Source organism: Neolewinella agarilytica (assembly GCF_900110645.1).
Taxonomy (GTDB): Bacteria; Bacteroidota; Bacteroidia; order Chitinophagales; family Saprospiraceae; genus Neolewinella; species Neolewinella agarilytica.
Genome location: NZ_FOFB01000028.1, coordinates 65,384 through 83,443, shown reverse-complemented (window position 1 = coordinate 83,443; position 18,060 = coordinate 65,384). Strand labels below are relative to the sequence as shown.

Below are 18,060 nucleotides of genomic sequence, written 5' to 3'. Positions count from 1 at the left end.
GAAAATTCGGCAGGATTCATTCTAGCGGCCAATATTCAGATGGTTCTTTCGTCGATCAGTAGAAACCGAGACTCAAATTTTTAGACATGCTCTAAAAGTTACATCCATTCGGTGGTAAATTGGAGTTTTTCCATTGTACCTTTCACGATAGACTGGAATAATAGAATTAGAAAGCCCATCGTATCTAGTCGCAACCGGTAAGGTTAAACGAAAACCAGAGTTGAGCACAAAATTCGCAAGTAACTGCCACTTGTTATTGAGCCGATAACCGGTAACTATTGATAAGTCATGTCGACGATCAAACTGACGAAAATACCATTCTCCATTATTTATTTCATCGTACTTAATTCTGTTCCAAACCAAATTGTAAGTAACCCATCCGAATAAACGGTCTCTCTTGTGCTGGTAAAAAAATTCAATCCCCCGGATCTGGTTCTCACCACCAGCTGAAATATCATTTTCCCAATTCTCCGTACTCGACTGGAAAAACCCTACTCCAGGTAGTGGGTCAATAACGTTCTTTGCGGTTTTATAGTAAGCGTCAATGGCCAGATTGAACTTTTTGGAATTGTAGCCTCCACCAAATGAAAATTGTGTTCCCCTAATGGGTATAACTCTTTCATTGGCTGTTACCCAAAGATTCGTGGGAATACCAATAAAATTGTTTGAAATCATATGTAAACCTTGTGACATTCTTGTATAAGAAGTTGACAAAGTAGCTTTCTCGTTGAGAGAATAACTTAAATTTACCCTAGGTTCTAAATAAGTAAAAGTAGCATTGTGTCCAGGGTTTCCGGGTAGAAAATAATTTTGTATTCTTAAACCAGTTTGTAGTGCTAAACAATTGGTTACGTCTAAGGTAACATCTGCGAATGCAGCTAAATCCTGACTATTTTCCTCCGGACGAAATCCTACTGATAAACTTTCGTTTGTTGATTCTACATTCCTAGGATTGATTCTCCTGAGACTACCTTCCAGACCTGTTTCGAGGATTAGATTATTGTTCAAATAGCCTCTGAGTCGTAACTTGGCATCTAGTTCACGGATAGTGGAAATATTTGACGTAATCTCTGCTATTTCTTCTGATATCGAAAGTTCTTCTTTTGCGCGATAGCTATAGTAATTTCCTGTCAATAAAGAAGTTAGCGTGAACTTCTTATTAAGGGCAAAGGACCACCTTGCACTTCCTGTAATATTTCCGTAGTCAAAAATTCCTTGAAGCGGTGTGCGTACAGTATTTTGAGCTACTACCGTGCGGTCATAGTTCCTGAAGAGTGCTAATGAAATGTTTGATTTGCCGTATTGCCAGTTAGCTTTTAGATTGAGATCGTAAAACGCATACGTTTGAAACGATTCTTCATTTTTTGCAATAAAGTTCAGCAAGGAAAGGTGGGCGGTTCTTCCTCCGATTGAGATAGAACTACGTCCTTTTTTTAGTGGTCCGCTAACTTGAAACCTACTGTTAATAAGACCTATTCCTAACGTTGTTTCCCATTCTGATTTATTGCCCCCTTCTGTTTCAATTTCTAGTACGGAAGATAAACGTCCGCCAAAGCGCGCAGGGAATCCAGATTTGTGCAACTTAACGTTTTTTACCAAACTAGGGTTAATGGGTGAAAGAAACCCAAATAGATGATTTGCATTGTATATTTTAGCACCATCCAAAAGAATAAGATTCTGATCTGGTGTGCCTCCTCGGACATAAATATCTGCAGTTCCTTCCACCCCTGCCGCAATACCAGGTAAAAGCTGTAATGATTTTATAGGATCAGTCTCCCCGGCTAAGGAAGGCAGTGCGTTGAGAAGTGCAACTGGAATATTTGCTATGGCCAACTCGTTACGTACATGTCTCTCAGAATCCTTAGATACTATTTCGATAGTAGGTAGAGTGACCTTAGGAGTTAATCCAATGACTAATGGAGAAATGGTGGAAGTGATGGTCGTGTCAAGAGTTCTGTAACCAAGGTAAGAAATTCTTAAGCTAGTGTTGTTTTCTTTTGAGGCATTAATAATAAACGACCCAAATTGGTCAGTAACGATTGTCTTACTTGTATTCTTATTCGTTATGTACGCCCCGATAAGGGGTTCTTTCGTTTGGTCGTCTAGAATTAGACCACGGACATTCTGTCCATAAAGGGGCAGGGTTGAAAAGAACACTAGAAGGTAAACAAATGGCAAGGACAATCTTAGAGTTCTGTAAATGAGCAAAGCAAATTACATTTTGTCCGGAAATCTAAAAATAGTCAGGGTGGGAAGATACATTGTATATCAACCCACCCTGACACAGTCTCAATAGAATCGGTTATGAAAAATTAGTTTGAAATGAAACAGTTAACGGACGTCCCTCCATCCCGTGAGGAATGTAAGGCCCACGAAGGTGAGAGTATCCAGTCTTGAAATGGAATATCTGATTCTCGTGAAGTTAGGAATACATCAACTCCTAGGGAAGCAGAATTAAAGGCTTCTTCATCAATGCTAACAAAATTAGTCGAATTCCCAGTATTTGACTGAACAAGGTGTGTAACTCCACCATCTGTCCAAATTCTATCTTCTTGGTTCGCAAACCAAATTCCGAAAACACCACGTTTTTGATGCCGGATTTAAATGTCCATTTCAGTAACAGGGACGGATACTGGTGGGTTTGTGAATGGCACAGGGACATTTATATAAACAATGCCCCATTGGACTCTTAAACGATGTTCTTTACCACCAAAGAAAATGAACTAATCAGATCATTTTCTCCGGCCGTACCCAGGCGTCAAACTCGTCCGCCGTCAGGTAACCGAGGGCCAGGGCTGCAGCCTTCAGCGTCGTCTCTTCCTTGTAGGCTTTTTTGGCAATCTCGCTCGCCTTGTCGTATCCGATGTGGGTGTTAAGGGCCGTCACGAGCATCAGGCTGTTGTTGAGGTGCTCCGTGATCTTCTTGGTATTGGGCTGGATGCCGGCGGCACAATTCTTCTCAAAGCTGCGGCAGGCGTCGCCAATCAGGCGGGCGCTCATCAGGAAGTTAAAGATCATCATCGGCTTGAAGACGTTAAGCTCGAAGTGTCCGGTCATACCGCCCACATTGATGGCGACATCGTTGCCCACCACCTGGGCCATGGCCATCGTCAGGGCTTCGCTTTGGGTAGGATTTACTTTGCCGGGCATGATGGAGCTTCCGGGCTCATTCGCCGGAATGATGATCTCGCCAATACCGGAGCGGGGGCCGCTGGAGAGCATCCGCACGTCGTTACCGATCTTCATCAGACTTACGGCCAGGGTCTTCAGGGCGCCGTGGGCTTCCACGATGGCATCGTGAGCAGCCAGCGCTTCGAACTTATTCTCTGCGGTGCGGAAAGGAAGACCGGTGAGCTCAGCGATCTCTCCGGCTACGTGTACGGCGTAGCCTTCCGGAGTGTTGAGGCCCGTACCTACGGCGGTGCCGCCGAGGGCCAGCTCTGAAAGGTGATCCAGGGTGTTGCGCACGGCCTTGAGGCCGTGGGTGAGCTGGCTGACGTAGCCGCTGAACTCCTGCCCGAGGGTAAGCGGAGTAGCGTCCATGAAGTGGGTCCGACCAATCTTCACGACGTCCTTCATCGCTTCGCTTTTTGCCTTGAGCGTGTCGCGTAGTTGCTCAACACCGGGGATGGTGTTTTCGATGAGCATCTTGTAGGCTGCGATGTGCATGGCGGTCGGGAAGGTGTCGTTACTCGACTGGCTCTTGTTTACATCATCGTTGGGGTGGAGGGCTTTCTGCTCGTCAGTCAATTGGCCACCAGCCAGCACGTGGCCCCGGTTAGCAATTACCTCGTTGACGTTCATATTCGACTGCGTACCGGAGCCGGTTTGCCACACCACCAGCGGGAACTCATCATCGAGTTTGCCGGCCAGAATTTCGTCGGCTACCTGTCCGATGAGGTTGGATTTGGCCTCGTCGAGGACGCCAAGAGCAGCGTTGGTTCGGGCAGCGGCCTTTTTCAGGACGGCAAAAGCCCGGATGATCTCGATGGGCATTTGCTGGCCACCAATTTCGAAATTGGTGAGAGAACGTTGTGTCTGCGCGGCCCAGTAGCGGGTGGCGGGGACGTCTACGATTCCGATGCTGTCTTTTTCCTGGCGGGTGGTACTCATGGTTTGATCAATTTGGGACAAAAGTAAGAATAGTCGATCATTCAGCTGACCAACTCCTCTAACAAGATGGTTTGTAGTTACTGCGCCATTACTATATTGCGCTGTGCTATTGAACCAACCTTACCCTGTTCCTAATAACTCCGCCCGGGCTGTCCTGTTGAAGGGATTAGCCATGGGAGTGTTTATAGCGCTGGTTTTAATTGTTTTTCAGCCATTTGGTACCGCGGAGGCAGAGATAAAGAACAAAAATTTGTTCCTTTCGGGATATGGTTTGATCGTCGCCGTTGGCTTTTGGTCTTCGGGCCTTTTTTTCAGATATTATTTAGTGGATCAACAATGGACGGTTGGTAAGCAAATCTTATTTACAAGCATTTGCTTTTGGTTAGGAATAACAGTAGCCTATTTTTATGTGCATTTACTTGGAGGAACCCCCTCCTGGAATACCTACGGTATTTTTGTTCATAATGCCGGAGCAATATCCTTCTTTCTCATAATAGCTATGACCTTGACGGATTATGTCATTAAGCTGAAACGATATAGTCGAGGGGCGGCAACGTTCAATGCCGAATTCAGGGAAAAGGGTACGATAAGCTCAGGGTCGGCTCCTAAAGAACCTGGCCTTACTGCTGAGAAAACCACGAGCGGAAATGAAGTTGCTTCAACTTCTGCCGATTTCCTCAGCTCGCCTGCTACTGAAAAAGTTTCCATAAAGGATGAGCAGGATCGCCCGGTCGTTTCCCTCCCCACTTCCCATATTTGGTGCCTGCGCAGTGATCGGAATTACGTTGATGTTTTTTATCTGGATGCCAGCGGGGAACCAGCTAAGCTAACTGTGCGGAATACCTTGACTAAGGTCAATGATGGATTGCCTTCAGGATTCATCAGCTGTCATCGCTCTTACATTGTACGTGCTGGTGGCGTAGAATCCGTGACAGGAAATGCGCAAGGTTATCAGTTGCATCACCCTGCATTCCCGGATTGTCCGGTGCCCGTTTCGCGCTCCAAATCAAAAGAAGTGCTGCGTTTTCTCCGAAGTTAGACCGTGCCATTCGTCCCAGATCCCTGTTATTAGTCCCGTTTCTGTCCGTTCGTCCCTCCATTCGTCAAGTCGGGTTTATGTACCTGACTTTTGGAATATCAAAAAATTAAAGGTCAAACTGATGAAATTCAAGGACAATAAAACTTTACTCTCGCTCTTCGTTCTCGTCGTATACTTTACCTGTTCTTATGGCTGGAGTATCAGAAGATACTTCCTTCCTGATTTGTTTGCTGACAATAGTTACTTGCGTAGCACTTCGGTCCAACTTACTTTCTACTTACTCATTCCAGTACTTGTGATGGGAGCGTTGTATGGTTGGAAAAGCCTTCCCAAAGAACTTGGACTTAATAGAGGATTTAGTCGCGGACTGGGCTTTGCTTTTCTGGCCACACTTCCCATGGCGGTTGGTTATGGGATTGTTTCTGGTTTAGAATGGAACCTGGAATGGGACGCTTTTTTGTATGGTTGTGTACAAGCTTCTTTTGCCGAAGAGATCATCTTTCGGGCTTTCCTTTTCGGTTTATTATATCGTAAAGCTGGCTGGGGCTTATTTCCCGCCACTCTGATTGACGGTCTGGTTTTTGGCGCTATCCACATGTATCAAGGGGAAACGGTGGCGGAAGCGATAATGGTTTTCGTTGTCACGGGAGCCGGAGCAGCCTGGTTTAGCTGGCTGTTTAAAGAGTGGAACTGGAATCTTTGGGTTCCCGTCTTCCTGCACTTTTTTATGAATTTTTGGTGGAGTGGCTTCGAAATGGCGGATAACGCTGCGGGCGGCTTATGGGCTAACGTCTTCCGGGTTATGACCATCGCTTTTACCGTTTATGTCACTAATCGGCCACTACTGCTCACGCGTCTCTCTGGGGTTAAACAGCTTGCTCCAAAAGTATAGCCATCTTTAATCCTGTTTTCCTCCCGGGCGTCGGCTATAATGGCGTCCGGGCGTTTTTTACCGCTAAGTTCTTATGCAATAATGAGTCCCTCGGTGATGAGATCCGCTTACGGCTCTTCTCGGCCATACCCATTGCCCGAATAAATTTAAAGCCCGTTCGGCTGCTTCAGCGGGGCCCGCAGGTGCAATAAGGTAGATTGAAAGCAAAGTAATCAAGTGGGCTACGATTCTTTAGGACTGTACTTGTTCATACCTGCGCATAGATTTCGAATCACCGCGCAAAAACCTGCGCCCAATACCAGTCCGTCTCCCCAAAGCCCATGAACTGATAGCGCTCGTTCATCAGGTTTTTGCAGTGGCCTTCGCTGTTGATCCAGGCGTTGACGACGGCTTCGACGCTGCGCTGGTTCCAGGCGATGTTTTCGGCAACGGCTGTCCAGTCGAAGCCTGCCCGCGTCACGCGGGTGGCGACGCTTGAGCCATCACTGCCGGTGTGTTGCATCTTGCCCATTCCGGCCATATCATCTGCATGGGCTTGTGCTGCAGCAGTCAATTGATTATTCAGGCGAAGAGCCGCTACCGGAGGCATCTCGGTGGAGCCACAAGTACAACCGGCCACACGCTGTTGATTGACCAGCGATAACGCCAGGGTCGCCATAGCGTTTTCCGCAGTCGTTGGCGGCGCATCATCGCTGCTGGTTATCGGATCTGACTCATTCAAGGAGTCTCCGGTGGCGATGTCGGTCTGACAGCTGTAAAATAAAGTAGACGTCAGAAGTAAGAAGGCTATTATCCGCATGGAACTACAAACGGGATATCGGTAGTGGAATAGTATATGCAGGCAAGCAAAAGCCGGGAATGCCGGTTTGCAGACATTGGAGGTCATGACGTATGTTTATGACCTTCCACTAAACTCCTCACTATGCCTTTCTTTCGAGCCTTTGTTCTTTGCCTGACCGCCGCCCTCCTGTTTTCCTGTGGGGCGGAAGCAGAAAACAGTGACCAAACTGAAGAGAGAGAGGCTCCCACTCTGCCGGTGCCTGAGGCACCGGCGCCGGAACTGTTGTACGCCTGGGTTGATGCACTGAACCTGCGGGCGGAACCGAAAACCGGCAGTGCCTCCGTAACCAAAGTCAACAGCGGAGATGCACTGACCTACCTGGGAGAAAGCACCAAGGCGACCGAAAAGATTGAACTCCGTGGCGTCGTTTATGATGAGCCCTGGATGAAGGTGACCGCGCCCGACGGAAAGTCCGGCTGGGTCTTCGGCGGAGCAGTAAAGCGCGCCGGAGAAACCAAGGGGACAGAAAAGCAAATCAAAGGCGTTATCAATATCCCGCATTTCGGTCGCTATGACCTTCGCGTTTGGGCCAAAGAAACGGAGACGATGGAAGAAGCGGGAGACGCAGAAGTTATGACTACTCTGTACTCCTCCGGTAGCTGGTTGATGAAGATCACGAGAACAGGCGTTGGGGAGTATGGATATGGTCTGACGTACCGCCTGATTGGCCCGAATAATGAAACCCTTAAGGTCCGGGATCTGGTTTGGGCCTCGGATGCCGAAAACGGACATGAATTAACCGAAAAGGTCTATGATTTTGAGGCGGAGCCAGCCGTTATGTACGTACGATCTGAAGTGTACGAAAAACACTTTATGCAATTGAAATATGCTCCTGAAACGGTGAAGGGAGAATTTATCGCCACCCCCATGAGCCCGGCGGAGGTGGAGGAAGCCCTGCAGATGTACCGGAATTAGGGGAGGGGTTAAGCCTTGCTCCGTTAAGACTTCCCCCTGCACCTGCGGTGAGCGCCCATTATCGTTTATCAAAAATTCATCCTCGCTTAACCTTAGGCGAGTCATCTTTGCGTGCCTGCAACCCTTCCCCGTAAAAAAACCAACTGTAATATGAAAAACCTTCTTTCGAAGGCAGGACTTTTGTTCCTCGCCCTTACCCTTTGCTTTTTTAGTGCCTGCGAAGATGATGATGACCCGCCGGTAAGCATTGACCCAGCCATCACCAGCTTACGCTTTCTTAACGAAGTCGTCATTGCTCCGGATACAATTGACGGAAGTGTTGTCGGTGGTCTGTCGGGCATCGACCGTAACGATGACACCTATTACCTGATCAGTGACGATGGCAATACGCCCACGCGCTTCTACACCGCTTCTTTTGACGTAACGAATACCGGAATCCAAAACTTCAGCCTGGATACCCAAGTTGAGTTTTTGCAGGAAGACGGGACTTCCTTCCCTTCCGGCGCCGTTGATCCCGAGGCCATTCGCTATGTAGCCGACGGCGGCGGCTATCTGGTGTGGACCAGCGAAGGCTCCATCAATAATGGCGTAGATCCCAGCGTGCGTACAGCTATGCCGGACGGAAGCTCCCGTGCCGTATTTGACGTTCCCGCTAACTTTCGCGCAGATGCCACCGACGGTCGTGGACCCCGCCACAATGGCGTGATGGAAGGCATCAGCCTAAGCGTTGACGGCAACGGCTTTTGGCTGGGCATGGAACTGCCGCTGGAACAAGATGGACCTGCTCCTACGACAACAGATACGGACTCTCCCGTTCGCATCACTTATATGAGCAAGAGTGGAGAGGCCGGCCGGCAGTTCGCTTACGAACTCGACCCGGTGGTGCGCGAAGGAGGTTTCACCGTTAATGGTCTGGTGGAACTGCTGGAGTACGATACTGATAAATTTCTGGTACTGGAACGCTCCTTCTCCACGGGCTATACCGATGGCGGTAATGACGTAAAGATCTACCAGGTGGATGCAAGCGGTGCTACCGACGTCAGCGACATCGACGCGCTTGCTGACGCAACTTACACCAAAGTGACCAAAACCCTCTTGTTCGACTTCGAAACAGTGCGTAGTCAGCTCACCCAGGGAGTAGTGGATAATATTGAAGGCATGACCTTCGGTCCGGAACTACCTAACGGAAACCGTTCACTGATTTTGGTGGCCGATGATAATTTTTCCGCTTTTGGTACTCAGTACAGCCAGTTGATTGCCCTAGAGGTAGAGTAAGCCCCACTTCTGGTCTTTACCAACGGAGTAAACCTGAAAACGGGCCTGTGAAATCACTTTTCACAGGCCCGTTTTTCAGTAGATGTCAGGAACTAACTCATTATGATACCTTCAACCGTTCGAATGCTTAGTGTGCCCATTCATGCAGTCACTCAAGGAAGGAATCGGTAAGTCAGCATCGCCGGTATTGGCGGCGTAGCGCGCCTTGCTATAGTCGCTGGGCGTATAGCTGCTGGCGATGGAGGAGAAGTTTTTTTCGTCGCTCATCTTATATAGATTTTGAAAAAGTAGAAGGATCGGTTAAATAGCTAAATACCCGCATTTGTTCACGCCGGTACGGCGGCGAAGACTTCCAGCATTTTTTCGTTGAAGGCGGGAATATCGTCCGGGTTGCGACTGGAGACGAAATTGCCGTCTACTACTACCTGCTCATCGTTGCTGACGATTCCGCCGGCATTGCGCAGATCGGTCCGGATAGATTTGTAGCCGGTGACCTTTCGGCCTTCGACCAGTCCTGCTGAGATCAATATCTGGCCGGCGTGACAGATAAAGGCAATAGGCTTATCGTTGCGGGCAAAGCTGTCCACAAAGGCAAGCGCTTTGCCGTTCACACGCAGTAGGTCGGGGTTGATCACTCCGCCGGGCAGAAGGAGAGCGTCGTAATCGCTGGCATTAGCGTCGGAGAGTACGACATCCACATCATAACTGCCGCCCCAGTCATCGGAATCCCATGCTTTAATACTGCCACTTTCAGGACTAATGAGATGAACGGTGGCACCAGCGTCTTCCAGGGCTTTACGGGGTTTGGTGTATTCAACTTCCTCGAAGCCATTTGTGGCTAAAGCGGCTACTTTTAAATTGGAAATATCCATTGATTTTAAATTTTAATAGTTTAATAATGCACTCGTTAGTACGGATGCAGGGGCAGTGAGGTTCGGTCCTGAAAGCAGACTTCTGCTTTCAGGACGGTTGTTTGGGCGCGGACGCAGGTGCGGGGTTTTGTTGAAGGCAAAGGCTTTTTGGTGAAGGTTCAGGCCTAGGGTGTTCCCTTTGTTGAGCTAGGGGCATGACGGTTTTTAGGTGCCAGCTCGCAAGAGCTTTGTAGCACAGGTCTGGGTTTTGCTTCGTAGCTGCCTCCGGCGGTTAACCCAGATAAGGCCCCAAAATCCGTCGCGATTTAACTCCAGTAGACGGAACACCCTAGGATTAGGCCTATCTTTAGAGGAAATGCCGAAAATGATGATCGCTGACCAATACTTTTGTCAGATTAGTCATCAGCCCTGAATAAATGGAAGTAATACCTACCTGAATTAACCCCGTAACAGTGATTACAGACCAAGAAAAATCTGACGTAAAGAAGTACATTCGTCAATGCATAGTAAGTATATTGTTAGCGGTGTTATTTAGTGGTTGCTCACTGGACAAAACTCCCGGGGCGCCATTTCAATATAGAAAATATCAGGAGGCCGCTATGGAGCAATTCATGGACGAGGACTATCTGTCTGCGCTGGAAAATTTCAGAAAAGCATTCCAGGTTAATCCATCGAAATTAGAAAACGATAAGTTCTTTGCTGCGGCCAGTGCGCTTCAGTTGGGGAAAGACGAGGAAGCAAGGGACTACATCATTAGCGCGATTGAGGAAAACAATGCGAACAGAGCTTACTTTGATTCATTTGATCATTTTTCTGAATTCAGATCAAATGAAGTATTAGTTGAAATTAGCCGGAATTATTCAAAGCACCAAGAAGTTTATTTGGCTAACATCGAGCATCCTGAAATAGCACGAGAGATCGATTCGATGATACGGGCAGATCAGCAGGTTAGAACGGAAAGTAGCCAGCTGAATAGAATGAAGGCGGTTGATTCATCTAACATCCGCCGGCTTATTGAAATAACCAAAGCGTATGGCTGGCAGGAAGAGGCCTGGCTAATCCTCTGGCACCAACGGGGGTATTACAAAACCGATAATGAGGTCTGGAATTTTTTCTACCCTTTTATCAGTGCAGAGATGGAACGCGGGAAGGTTAATCCTGACTTCTGGGTCATGTTTGAAGACGATAAATCGATCCGCGAAGATGGTGTGCAAATATTTGGAACCTACTCCAATAATTACGATCAATTTCCGGTAAAAAATATATCCAGGGTCGATGAACTGCGAGATTCAGTTGGTTTGCCGTCTTTACGGTTTATGAACAAAGTTTACGGTGCTGCTATGCCTTCGAACTACCACCTAGTAAATTGAAGGGTGATCAAATAATCTATAATATGGATTTTTTTAAAAGATTCAAGGCCGTTTGGAAATTTATCAGGACAGGCGAAAAAACCTTTTACGATTTGAACGGAGAGGAAATAGATCGCAGAATAGTTGATTTTATCAAGGCTCAACAAGATGAAAAACCGGACGCCTCTGTTCCATCCTATAGTATTGATGAAGCACCTAAAGACAAGGGGATGCCATTGTCTCCGATGGTTTTGGCAGTTTACAGGGCATTTGATGGATGGGATCAGGAAGAATTCATTAAGTCTATGGTCGTCCAGCTATCTGAGTTTGTACTTGAGTGGTCAGACATAATTGAAGAAATGCCTGAAAAACGCCCTGTATGGAATATTGACCTTGAATATAGTTTGCAGCAGAGTCCGGTAACGGGGAGCTTTTTCGGGAGCTTTAAATCGTCTCCGGATGAAAAAGACTCATACGAAGAAGCTGGTCGAACGATGGATATGTCTGATGACTTTTATGCTGTCTCAGAAGTACATTTACCATTTCTGGATTTTTTGTTTCAGCTTGAAGAAGCCGTAATTGAAGATGAAAAGTGGAGGAGAGTAACGTACAGAGACAATGATGCTGTTCCGGGTTACACTACATTAGCCAATAACATACTATCCTCAGGATACTTAGCTCTCGAGAAATCAATTTCCATCATTCAGGAAAGAGGGGTGTTTAACTCACCTGGATACGCTCAGGACCTCAGATTTACGGTTGGTGAGCATGATTGTGATAAGTCAATATTATTTATTCTAAATGTAAACGGTTAAGAGCGGGCACGAGTGGGATTCAAGCAAAAGAATATTTACTCAGGGAGCTCCTGTGAAGGCTCCAAGCCAAACAGGAAACAAACCGACCACCAGCGCCGTACCTTTGCCGCCTCCAAAACGCGGTAGCCTACCAGACTACCCGACCACAAGACTACTACCATGGGCAGAAACCGCCGCAACCGCTTTCCTCAGCGCATTGATAATATCACCATCACCGGCCTGGCAGACAAAGGCTTCTGCGTAGGTAAAACGCCCGAAGGCGAGGTCGTTTTTGTCGAAAAGGTAGTGCCCGGTGACGTCGTTGACGTCCGTCCCTTCCGCAAAAAAAAGAAGGTGCTCTTTTGCGCTCCGCTCGAATGGCACGAGCGCTCCGCCGATCGTGTGGAACCCTTCTGTCAGCACTTCGGCGTCTGCGGTGGCTGTAAGTGGCAGGATTTTAGCTACGAAGGACAGCTCCGCGAAAAAGACCGCATCGTCCGCGATGCACTCACGCGCATCGGTAAAGTGGAAGTAGGGGAGTGGGAGCCCATTCTCGGCAGCGAGGAGACGAGTTACTACCGCAATAAACTCGAATTCGGTGTGGCTAACCGCCGCTGGCTGACGGCCGAAGAAGTCGGGCAGGAAAACGTTACCAACGAAATGGACGTCATCGGCTTCCACAAGGCCGGAGCCTACGATAAGCTGATCGACATTCAGCACTGCCACCTGCAGCATGGCCCCAGCAATGAGCTGCGCAACGGTATTCGGGCGTTGGCGATTAAAATGGAGATTCCCTTCTTCGATATGCGGGAGCGTGTTGGCTTGTTCCGGCAGTTTATGATCCGGACGACGAGGACGGGCGAATGCATGCTCGTACTGGCCTTCTTCGAGAATGATCAGGATCGGATTAAGCCCTTCCTCGACGCCGTTATGGAGGAGTTCGGCGAGCACATCACCAGCCTCTACTACTGCATCAACGGGAAGATCAATGAATACATGATGGATCTGGAGATGAACCTCTTCGCCGGTACTTCCACCATCAAAGAAACGCTGGGGCACGTGAGCTTTCACATCGGTCCGAAGTCATTCTTCCAGACCAACACCCGCCAGGGAAAGAACCTCTACGACATTACGGCGGAATACGCTGGTCTGACGGGAACGGAGAACGTCTATGATCTCTATACTGGTATCGGCTCCATCGGGCAGTACGTGGCGAAGGACGCAGGCTCGGTCGTCGGCATCGAGGAGATCGCCGCCGCCATCGAAGATGCGAAGATCAACTCCGAGATGAACGGCCTCGATAATTGTACCTGGTATGCGGGCCGGACGGAAGACATCCTTACGCCGGAGTTCGCCGCCAAACACGGCCGCCCAGATGTATTGATCACCGACCCGCCCCGGGCGGGTATGCACCCCAAGGTCATCCCGATGCTCCTCCAGCTCGAAGCCCCCGTCATCGTCTACGTTTCCTGTAACCCCGCCACCCAGGCGCGGGATCTGGCACTGCTGGACGAAAAGTATAAAGTCGTGAAGGCCCGGGCGGTGGATATGTTCCCACAGACGAGTCACTGTGAGTCGGTGGTTCGCCTGGAGCTGCGGTAACTATGGAGACCTGCAAAGTCAAGAACAAAGTCCTGGCCTACATTCTACGCCCAACTGATGCTGGTCCGGAGCTGCTGGTTTTCGCCCACCGCGATTTCCCCGAAGCAGGTCTTCAGGTTCCCGGCGGGACGCTTGAAGAAGGCGAAGACCCGCAGGTGGGTGTACTTAGAGAAGTGAAAGAGGAAGCGGGGCTCCAAAACTTCACGGAAGTGAAGCTGCTGGGTGAAATCGACTACGTAGCGACGGAAAAGAAAGAAATCCACCACCGCTACTTTTTTCAATTGACCTACAGGGAGGCTTGTGCCACGGCCTTCGCTCACGCCGTTTCAGCGGGCGACGAAGATGAAGGGCTGGTTTTCCTATATCGGTGGCTACCGCTGAGCGATTGGCCAGAACTGGCGGGGGAGCAAGGAAAAATGCTGTCAGAGGTTAAACTTGACTAGTTTACACTATGCTGGTCCGGAGAAGACTCTAAGAATTTGTCTCAATAAATTACGAGCTTAGTAGCGCAACAAATGTGCTGTCCCATGGCCTACAAAAAGCTAAAACTCTGGTTTGATCACGAGCTGGCGAAGCTACTATCTGAGAAAATTGCCCCCCATTATCCAGCCTTCCCTGCAACGGTTTTCGTTAGTACCATCCGGGAAAACGTAGATGAGCTGGAACTGAAAGACCGCGTCGAGTTCATCGCTGATGCTTTTGCGGACTACCTGCCGGGCAACTACGAAAACCAGCTCGCTATTCTTCTGAAAACAGTGGGCCCTCGTAATCCCGACGGCACGGGAATGTTCACAGAGTTCTATTGGCTAATGCCGATGGCGAAGTTCATCGAGAAGTATGGCCTGGAACATTTCGACCTGTCGGTAAAGGGAATGGAAGAAGTTACCCGGCGCAATACGGCGGAGTACACCATCCGGCCGTTCATCGAACGGTACCCGAAGAAGATGCTCCGACAAATGCTGAAGTGGGCGAAGTCCGACGATTTTCATCTGCGGAGACTGGCCTCAGAGGGCGGCCGGCCACGCTTACCCTGGGCGCCGAAGCTACCGCAATTTATCGATGAGCCTGCGCCACTGTTTCCCATCCTGACGCAGCTGCGGGATGATCCGGAAAAGTACGTACAAAAGTCAGTCGCCAACTGCCTGAATGATATCCTTAAAGACAACGAAGAACCGGGCCGGGAACTGGTCGAAAGCTGGCTGCCTGCCGAAAGTAAAGAATGCAGATGGATCATTAAACATGGCTTACGAAATCAACTGAAAGCGGGGAAAGACTGGGCGAAGGAGATGGTCAATTATTAATTAGGGCACCCTGTAATTCTTCCATTCTATCATTCTACTCCCCGTTTGTTTTGGATACAGATTAACGCGGACAGGGGTCATTCACCCGGCACCTGATATTCCTTGCTCAGCACAAAAGCGTCAAACTCAAAGCCGTCTTCCCGCAGGGAGAAAGTAATGGTGTGCTTGCCCGCGCTGGGAATGTCGAGGTAGATCAGCTTCTCTACGCCACAATGAATCTCTTTTGTCCGTTGCTTACTGGCCCAGGTCCATTGGTTTTTACCCTCGCACCACTGCATGCGTTGGCCGCTTTCGGGCCAGGTTCCATTAAGGCCGACGTGGACGCCATTGTCTTCCGTGCCGCTGCTGTAAGCGCGTACCCAAACGTAGTAGCGACCCGGTGTGGAGATGGTAACCGGATATTCCAGAACGGCCATTTTGCCGGCTACGTTACTGAAATTTTCGCCCTTGACGAGCTCGTCGTCGTGGGTGACACGGGTGTCGGGCAGGGCTTCCAGATATGCACCGCCGGAGGCGGTGGCGTGGTGGCTTTCGTCGGGGTCCGTGAAGGCATCGTTGGCAGCGTCGGCATCGATGAGGACCCATCGGCGGACATCGTCGGCGGTTTGTTTGTTAAAGGATTCTGCTTCCACCATCAGGTAGCCGTTGGTTTCAACGGCCAGTCGGGGAGAACAGGCGAAAAGGCATAGCAGGGGGAGCAGGGTAAAGAAGCGCATGACGGACAAGATAATGGGCTTTCCTGACATTTGGGCGCGGGACCGCAGGTGCAGGGGGAGTCGAAAGGCAAGGCGGAGTGATTACTTCAAAGCCGCCTTTGGCTCCACCGTGATGGCTGATCCTTCGGCCAGAAAGACTGACGTTGGACTGGCGGAGTTGAGGAAGGAAAACTCAGGGCCGTAGCAAAGGCCATAGTCTACTTCAATCGTATAGTTGTGCACCGGATAGAGTTGCCAGCGGGGGTGGGTTACTTCATACTCATTACTCTTTTGATCACTGACCGCTGCATAGCCCCAGTAATGCTCCGTAATGAATTCTTCCTCACTGCCATCTTGGATGGGCACAGAAATCGGAGAAGTTTCCAGCGAGAAAGTCTGCCAGTTACCGGCCTTTTTCCACTGATATTCTACCATGTTCTGCTCCTCGCCGTTTATCCAGCGATGACGCATAGGCAAGGTCTGATAGTTCTCGTTGTATACCGTGTTGGCCACGAAGGTAATGGCTGCCTTCGGCACGATCTCCCGGATAAAGACCACCCCCCGCTTCCACCCACTCGCCGTTTTTCGTCGGACGTAGAAGCGAATGTTCACTTCCTCAAACTCCGTATGAAAGGGGACGGGGATGCCCAGTAACCGTACCCTGGTAAACAGAAAGCCAACGAGGCTCAGGTAGCAGCGACCTTGCCAAAAGTCCAGCTCGGTACCAAAAGGCACGTAGGGCTGCAATACGGCGGGGTCGACCGGGTAATTGGCAAAAGCCAGTTTTCTCCATTCGGCGGTGAGAAAGGGCATGCTTCAAAGATAGGGCGCAGAAGGGGAGCTTTCCATGCTCGTTTACCTTCCCCTGCACCTGCGGGCCCCGCCAAAGCCACCGAAGTGTCCGTGACCCGATCATTTTCCGATACTTGCTTTTCTTCTCCATTAGCCGCTACCAACGTATCTTGCCGATACTAACTGACCAAATAACAAACTTTCCTCCCCTTTGAGCATCTGGGATACCCTCTTCGGCCGCGCCCCCGGCTACGACCCCACTGACGTTCCCGAATTCAACTTCGGGCGCTACACGGATGCCTATAAGTCGCCGGCAAATTATGCCGCCTGGGACAAATCCCTCCTCGCCTTCGAGAAGGGTGACTACGTAGAAAGCTGCGAAGCCTTCATGGCTTATTTGCTCGACGAGCGAGAGGGCAACGTTAAATGGAAGACCGAGGGCGGTAAGCTTTACTTCGAATTCTACCAGGGCAGCAAGCGAGTAACTGGCTTTGCCGACGATGAGCAACTCCGGGCTACCGCCCGGGTCGCCCACCTGGATGCCAATAACGCAGACCTCCTGCACCGGCTCACCTCCATGAACTACGAGCTGAAGTATAGCCGCTTCGCCATCGACGACGACGGTTGCCTGGCCATCGTGTTCGATACGCCGGTCAACGACGCCAGCCCTCACAAGCTCTACCACGCCCTGAAGGAAATGGCCCTCCGCGCTGATAAGCAGGATGACCTGCTGCTGGAAGAATTTGGCGACTACCTGAGCCCGACCGAAATCACCCACCTGCAGGAACTCTCCGCCGAAGACAAAACGCGCAAGCTCGACTTCCTTCGCCGGAGAATACAATACGTGATCGATTATCTGGGGCAGGGCAAGCTAAACCCCGAAGAACAGCCAGGTGCGGTGGCTTACTTATTGCTGGATCTCGTTTATCGCCTTGACTATCTCCTCATCCCCGAAGGGCACACCATGGAGGCGCTGGAACGAATGCACCGTATGTACTTCGCCCGCGAGGATGACCAGCCGGTAACCTACAAGAACATCCGTTTGCTCCGGGAACTACAGCATCTGCTGCGTCGCGCACCCGAGTCCTTTGCCGAGGAGCTCTATGCGGGCAAGTCTACCTTCGGCATTACGCTGCCGGCCAACCACGACCGCCTCGTGAGCCTGATCGATAACGAGCTGCCGAATATGGACTGGTATCAGGATAATGGCTACGTGGAGGTCGCCAGCGGCATCCCCGGTTACATCGTCGGCTACGCCCTGTTTAACTACGCCGTGCCGCCGCCAGACCGTAGCCTGCTGCAACTCTACTACCGGGTCTGTGAAGACGAATACTTCCGGGAACTTGGTTTTAAGCAGCAGTTTCTGGACCGGGACGGGCGGCCCGCCCGCCGCGCGATCCGTGCGGCCATTACGGACATCATCAGTCAGCACACCGATGCCTACCCGCGCCTGCGCCCCGCCCTCAGCCAGCTCAGCTTTGACAACCTGATGGATTTTGGACGCAGCTACCTGCTGATGCTGCGGGAACTGGATTTGAGTAAGCCGTAGGTTAGTTCTTTGGTCTTTTGGTGCGTTGGTC

The 18,060-nt window shown here is 50.0% G+C and carries 17 protein-coding genes; 10 read left to right on the top strand and 7 right to left on the bottom strand.

Features of this window, described 5'->3' with window-relative positions; genetic code table 11:
* Nucleotides 1-72: 72 nt before the first annotated feature.
* Together BM123_RS20085 and fumC are read right to left on the bottom strand one after the other, a co-directional pair.
* Entirely contained in the window at nucleotides 73-2,157 is a 2,085-nt protein-coding gene (locus BM123_RS20085; protein WP_217642196.1) for a TonB-dependent receptor, read from the bottom strand.
* A gap of 570 nt (nucleotides 2,158-2,727) precedes the next feature.
* The gene (fumC, locus tag BM123_RS20080; RefSeq protein ID WP_090172255.1) at nucleotides 2,728-4,113 is read right to left on the bottom strand and encodes a class II fumarate hydratase; all 1,386 of its coding nucleotides are present in this window, start codon (nucleotides 4,111-4,113) and stop codon (nucleotides 2,728-2,730) included.
* A gap of 109 nt (nucleotides 4,114-4,222) precedes the next feature.
* Here fumC and BM123_RS20075 point away from each other — a divergent pair, with 109 nt between their 5' ends.
* Both BM123_RS20075 and BM123_RS20070 read left to right on the top strand, forming a co-directional pair.
* Nucleotides 4,223-5,152: a LytTR family DNA-binding domain-containing protein gene (locus tag BM123_RS20075; RefSeq protein WP_139211987.1), complete on the top strand. Its 930-nt coding sequence runs from the start codon at nucleotides 4,223-4,225 to the stop codon at nucleotides 5,150-5,152.
* 121 nt (nucleotides 5,153-5,273) lie between these two features.
* Nucleotides 5,274-6,044, top strand: coding sequence for a CPBP family intramembrane glutamic endopeptidase (locus tag BM123_RS20070; protein WP_175489482.1), 771 nt, complete (start codon nucleotides 5,274-5,276; stop codon nucleotides 6,042-6,044).
* Between the two features lie 271 nt (nucleotides 6,045-6,315).
* Here BM123_RS20070 and BM123_RS20065 read toward each other — a convergent pair whose 3' ends face one another.
* Nucleotides 6,316-6,843: a CAP domain-containing protein gene (locus tag BM123_RS20065; RefSeq protein ID WP_175489481.1), complete on the bottom strand. Its 528-nt coding sequence runs from the start codon at nucleotides 6,841-6,843 to the stop codon at nucleotides 6,316-6,318.
* Between the two features lie 123 nt (nucleotides 6,844-6,966).
* On the opposite strand from BM123_RS20065, the gene BM123_RS20060 reads away from it, so the two are divergent.
* Together BM123_RS20060 and BM123_RS20055 are read left to right on the top strand one after the other, a co-directional pair.
* Nucleotides 6,967-7,800, top strand: coding sequence for an SH3 domain-containing protein (locus BM123_RS20060; RefSeq protein ID WP_090172247.1), 834 nt, complete (start codon nucleotides 6,967-6,969; stop codon nucleotides 7,798-7,800).
* A 150-nt stretch (nucleotides 7,801-7,950) separates the two neighbouring features.
* Nucleotides 7,951-9,075, top strand: a complete 1,125-nt coding sequence (locus BM123_RS20055) for an esterase-like activity of phytase family protein (RefSeq protein WP_090172245.1) — start codon at nucleotides 7,951-7,953, stop codon at nucleotides 9,073-9,075.
* Between the two features lie 111 nt (nucleotides 9,076-9,186).
* On the opposite strand, the gene BM123_RS24300 is transcribed toward BM123_RS20055, so the two are convergent.
* Nucleotides 9,187-9,342: a hypothetical protein gene (locus tag BM123_RS24300; protein WP_175489480.1), complete on the bottom strand. Its 156-nt coding sequence runs from the start codon at nucleotides 9,340-9,342 to the stop codon at nucleotides 9,187-9,189.
* A gap of 59 nt (nucleotides 9,343-9,401) precedes the next feature.
* Nucleotides 9,402-9,947, bottom strand: coding sequence for a type 1 glutamine amidotransferase domain-containing protein (locus tag BM123_RS20050; protein ID WP_090172243.1), 546 nt, complete (start codon nucleotides 9,945-9,947; stop codon nucleotides 9,402-9,404).
* Nucleotides 9,948-10,546: 599 nt separating this feature from the next.
* On the opposite strand from BM123_RS20050, the gene BM123_RS20045 reads away from it, so the two are divergent.
* The 5 genes from BM123_RS20045 (at nucleotide 10,547) to BM123_RS20025 (ending at nucleotide 14,993) form a co-directional block, all read left to right on the top strand.
* Nucleotides 10,547-11,317: a tetratricopeptide repeat protein gene (locus BM123_RS20045; protein WP_139211986.1), complete on the top strand. Its 771-nt coding sequence runs from the start codon at nucleotides 10,547-10,549 to the stop codon at nucleotides 11,315-11,317.
* A gap of 23 nt (nucleotides 11,318-11,340) precedes the next feature.
* Nucleotides 11,341-12,111: a hypothetical protein gene (locus BM123_RS20040; protein ID WP_090172239.1), complete on the top strand. Its 771-nt coding sequence runs from the start codon at nucleotides 11,341-11,343 to the stop codon at nucleotides 12,109-12,111.
* Between the two features lie 159 nt (nucleotides 12,112-12,270).
* The gene (gene rlmD / locus BM123_RS20035) at nucleotides 12,271-13,692 is read left to right on the top strand and encodes a 23S rRNA (uracil(1939)-C(5))-methyltransferase RlmD (protein ID WP_090172237.1); all 1,422 of its coding nucleotides are present in this window, start codon (nucleotides 12,271-12,273) and stop codon (nucleotides 13,690-13,692) included.
* A gap of 2 nt (nucleotides 13,693-13,694) precedes the next feature.
* A complete protein-coding gene (locus tag BM123_RS20030) occupies nucleotides 13,695-14,135 on the top strand; it encodes an NUDIX hydrolase (protein WP_090172235.1) in 441 nt (146 codons plus the stop codon).
* 84 nt (nucleotides 14,136-14,219) lie between these two features.
* Nucleotides 14,220-14,993 (top strand): DNA alkylation repair protein, encoded by a 774-nt coding sequence (locus BM123_RS20025; protein WP_090172234.1) that lies wholly within the window; start codon nucleotides 14,220-14,222, stop codon nucleotides 14,991-14,993.
* A gap of 77 nt (nucleotides 14,994-15,070) precedes the next feature.
* Here BM123_RS20025 and BM123_RS20020 read toward each other — a convergent pair whose 3' ends face one another.
* Complete coding sequence (locus BM123_RS20020; protein ID WP_090172232.1) at nucleotides 15,071-15,709, bottom strand: hypothetical protein; 639 nt, start codon at nucleotides 15,707-15,709, stop codon at nucleotides 15,071-15,073.
* Between the two features lie 81 nt (nucleotides 15,710-15,790).
* Entirely contained in the window at nucleotides 15,791-16,501 is a 711-nt protein-coding gene (locus BM123_RS20015) for a YqjF family protein (protein ID WP_090172230.1), read from the bottom strand.
* 190 nt (nucleotides 16,502-16,691) lie between these two features.
* Between BM123_RS20015 and BM123_RS20010 the strand changes: the two genes are divergently transcribed.
* A complete protein-coding gene (locus BM123_RS20010; RefSeq protein WP_090172228.1) occupies nucleotides 16,692-18,029 on the top strand; it encodes a type III secretion system chaperone family protein in 1,338 nt (445 codons plus the stop codon).
* The last annotated feature ends 31 nt before the right edge of the window (nucleotides 18,030-18,060 follow it).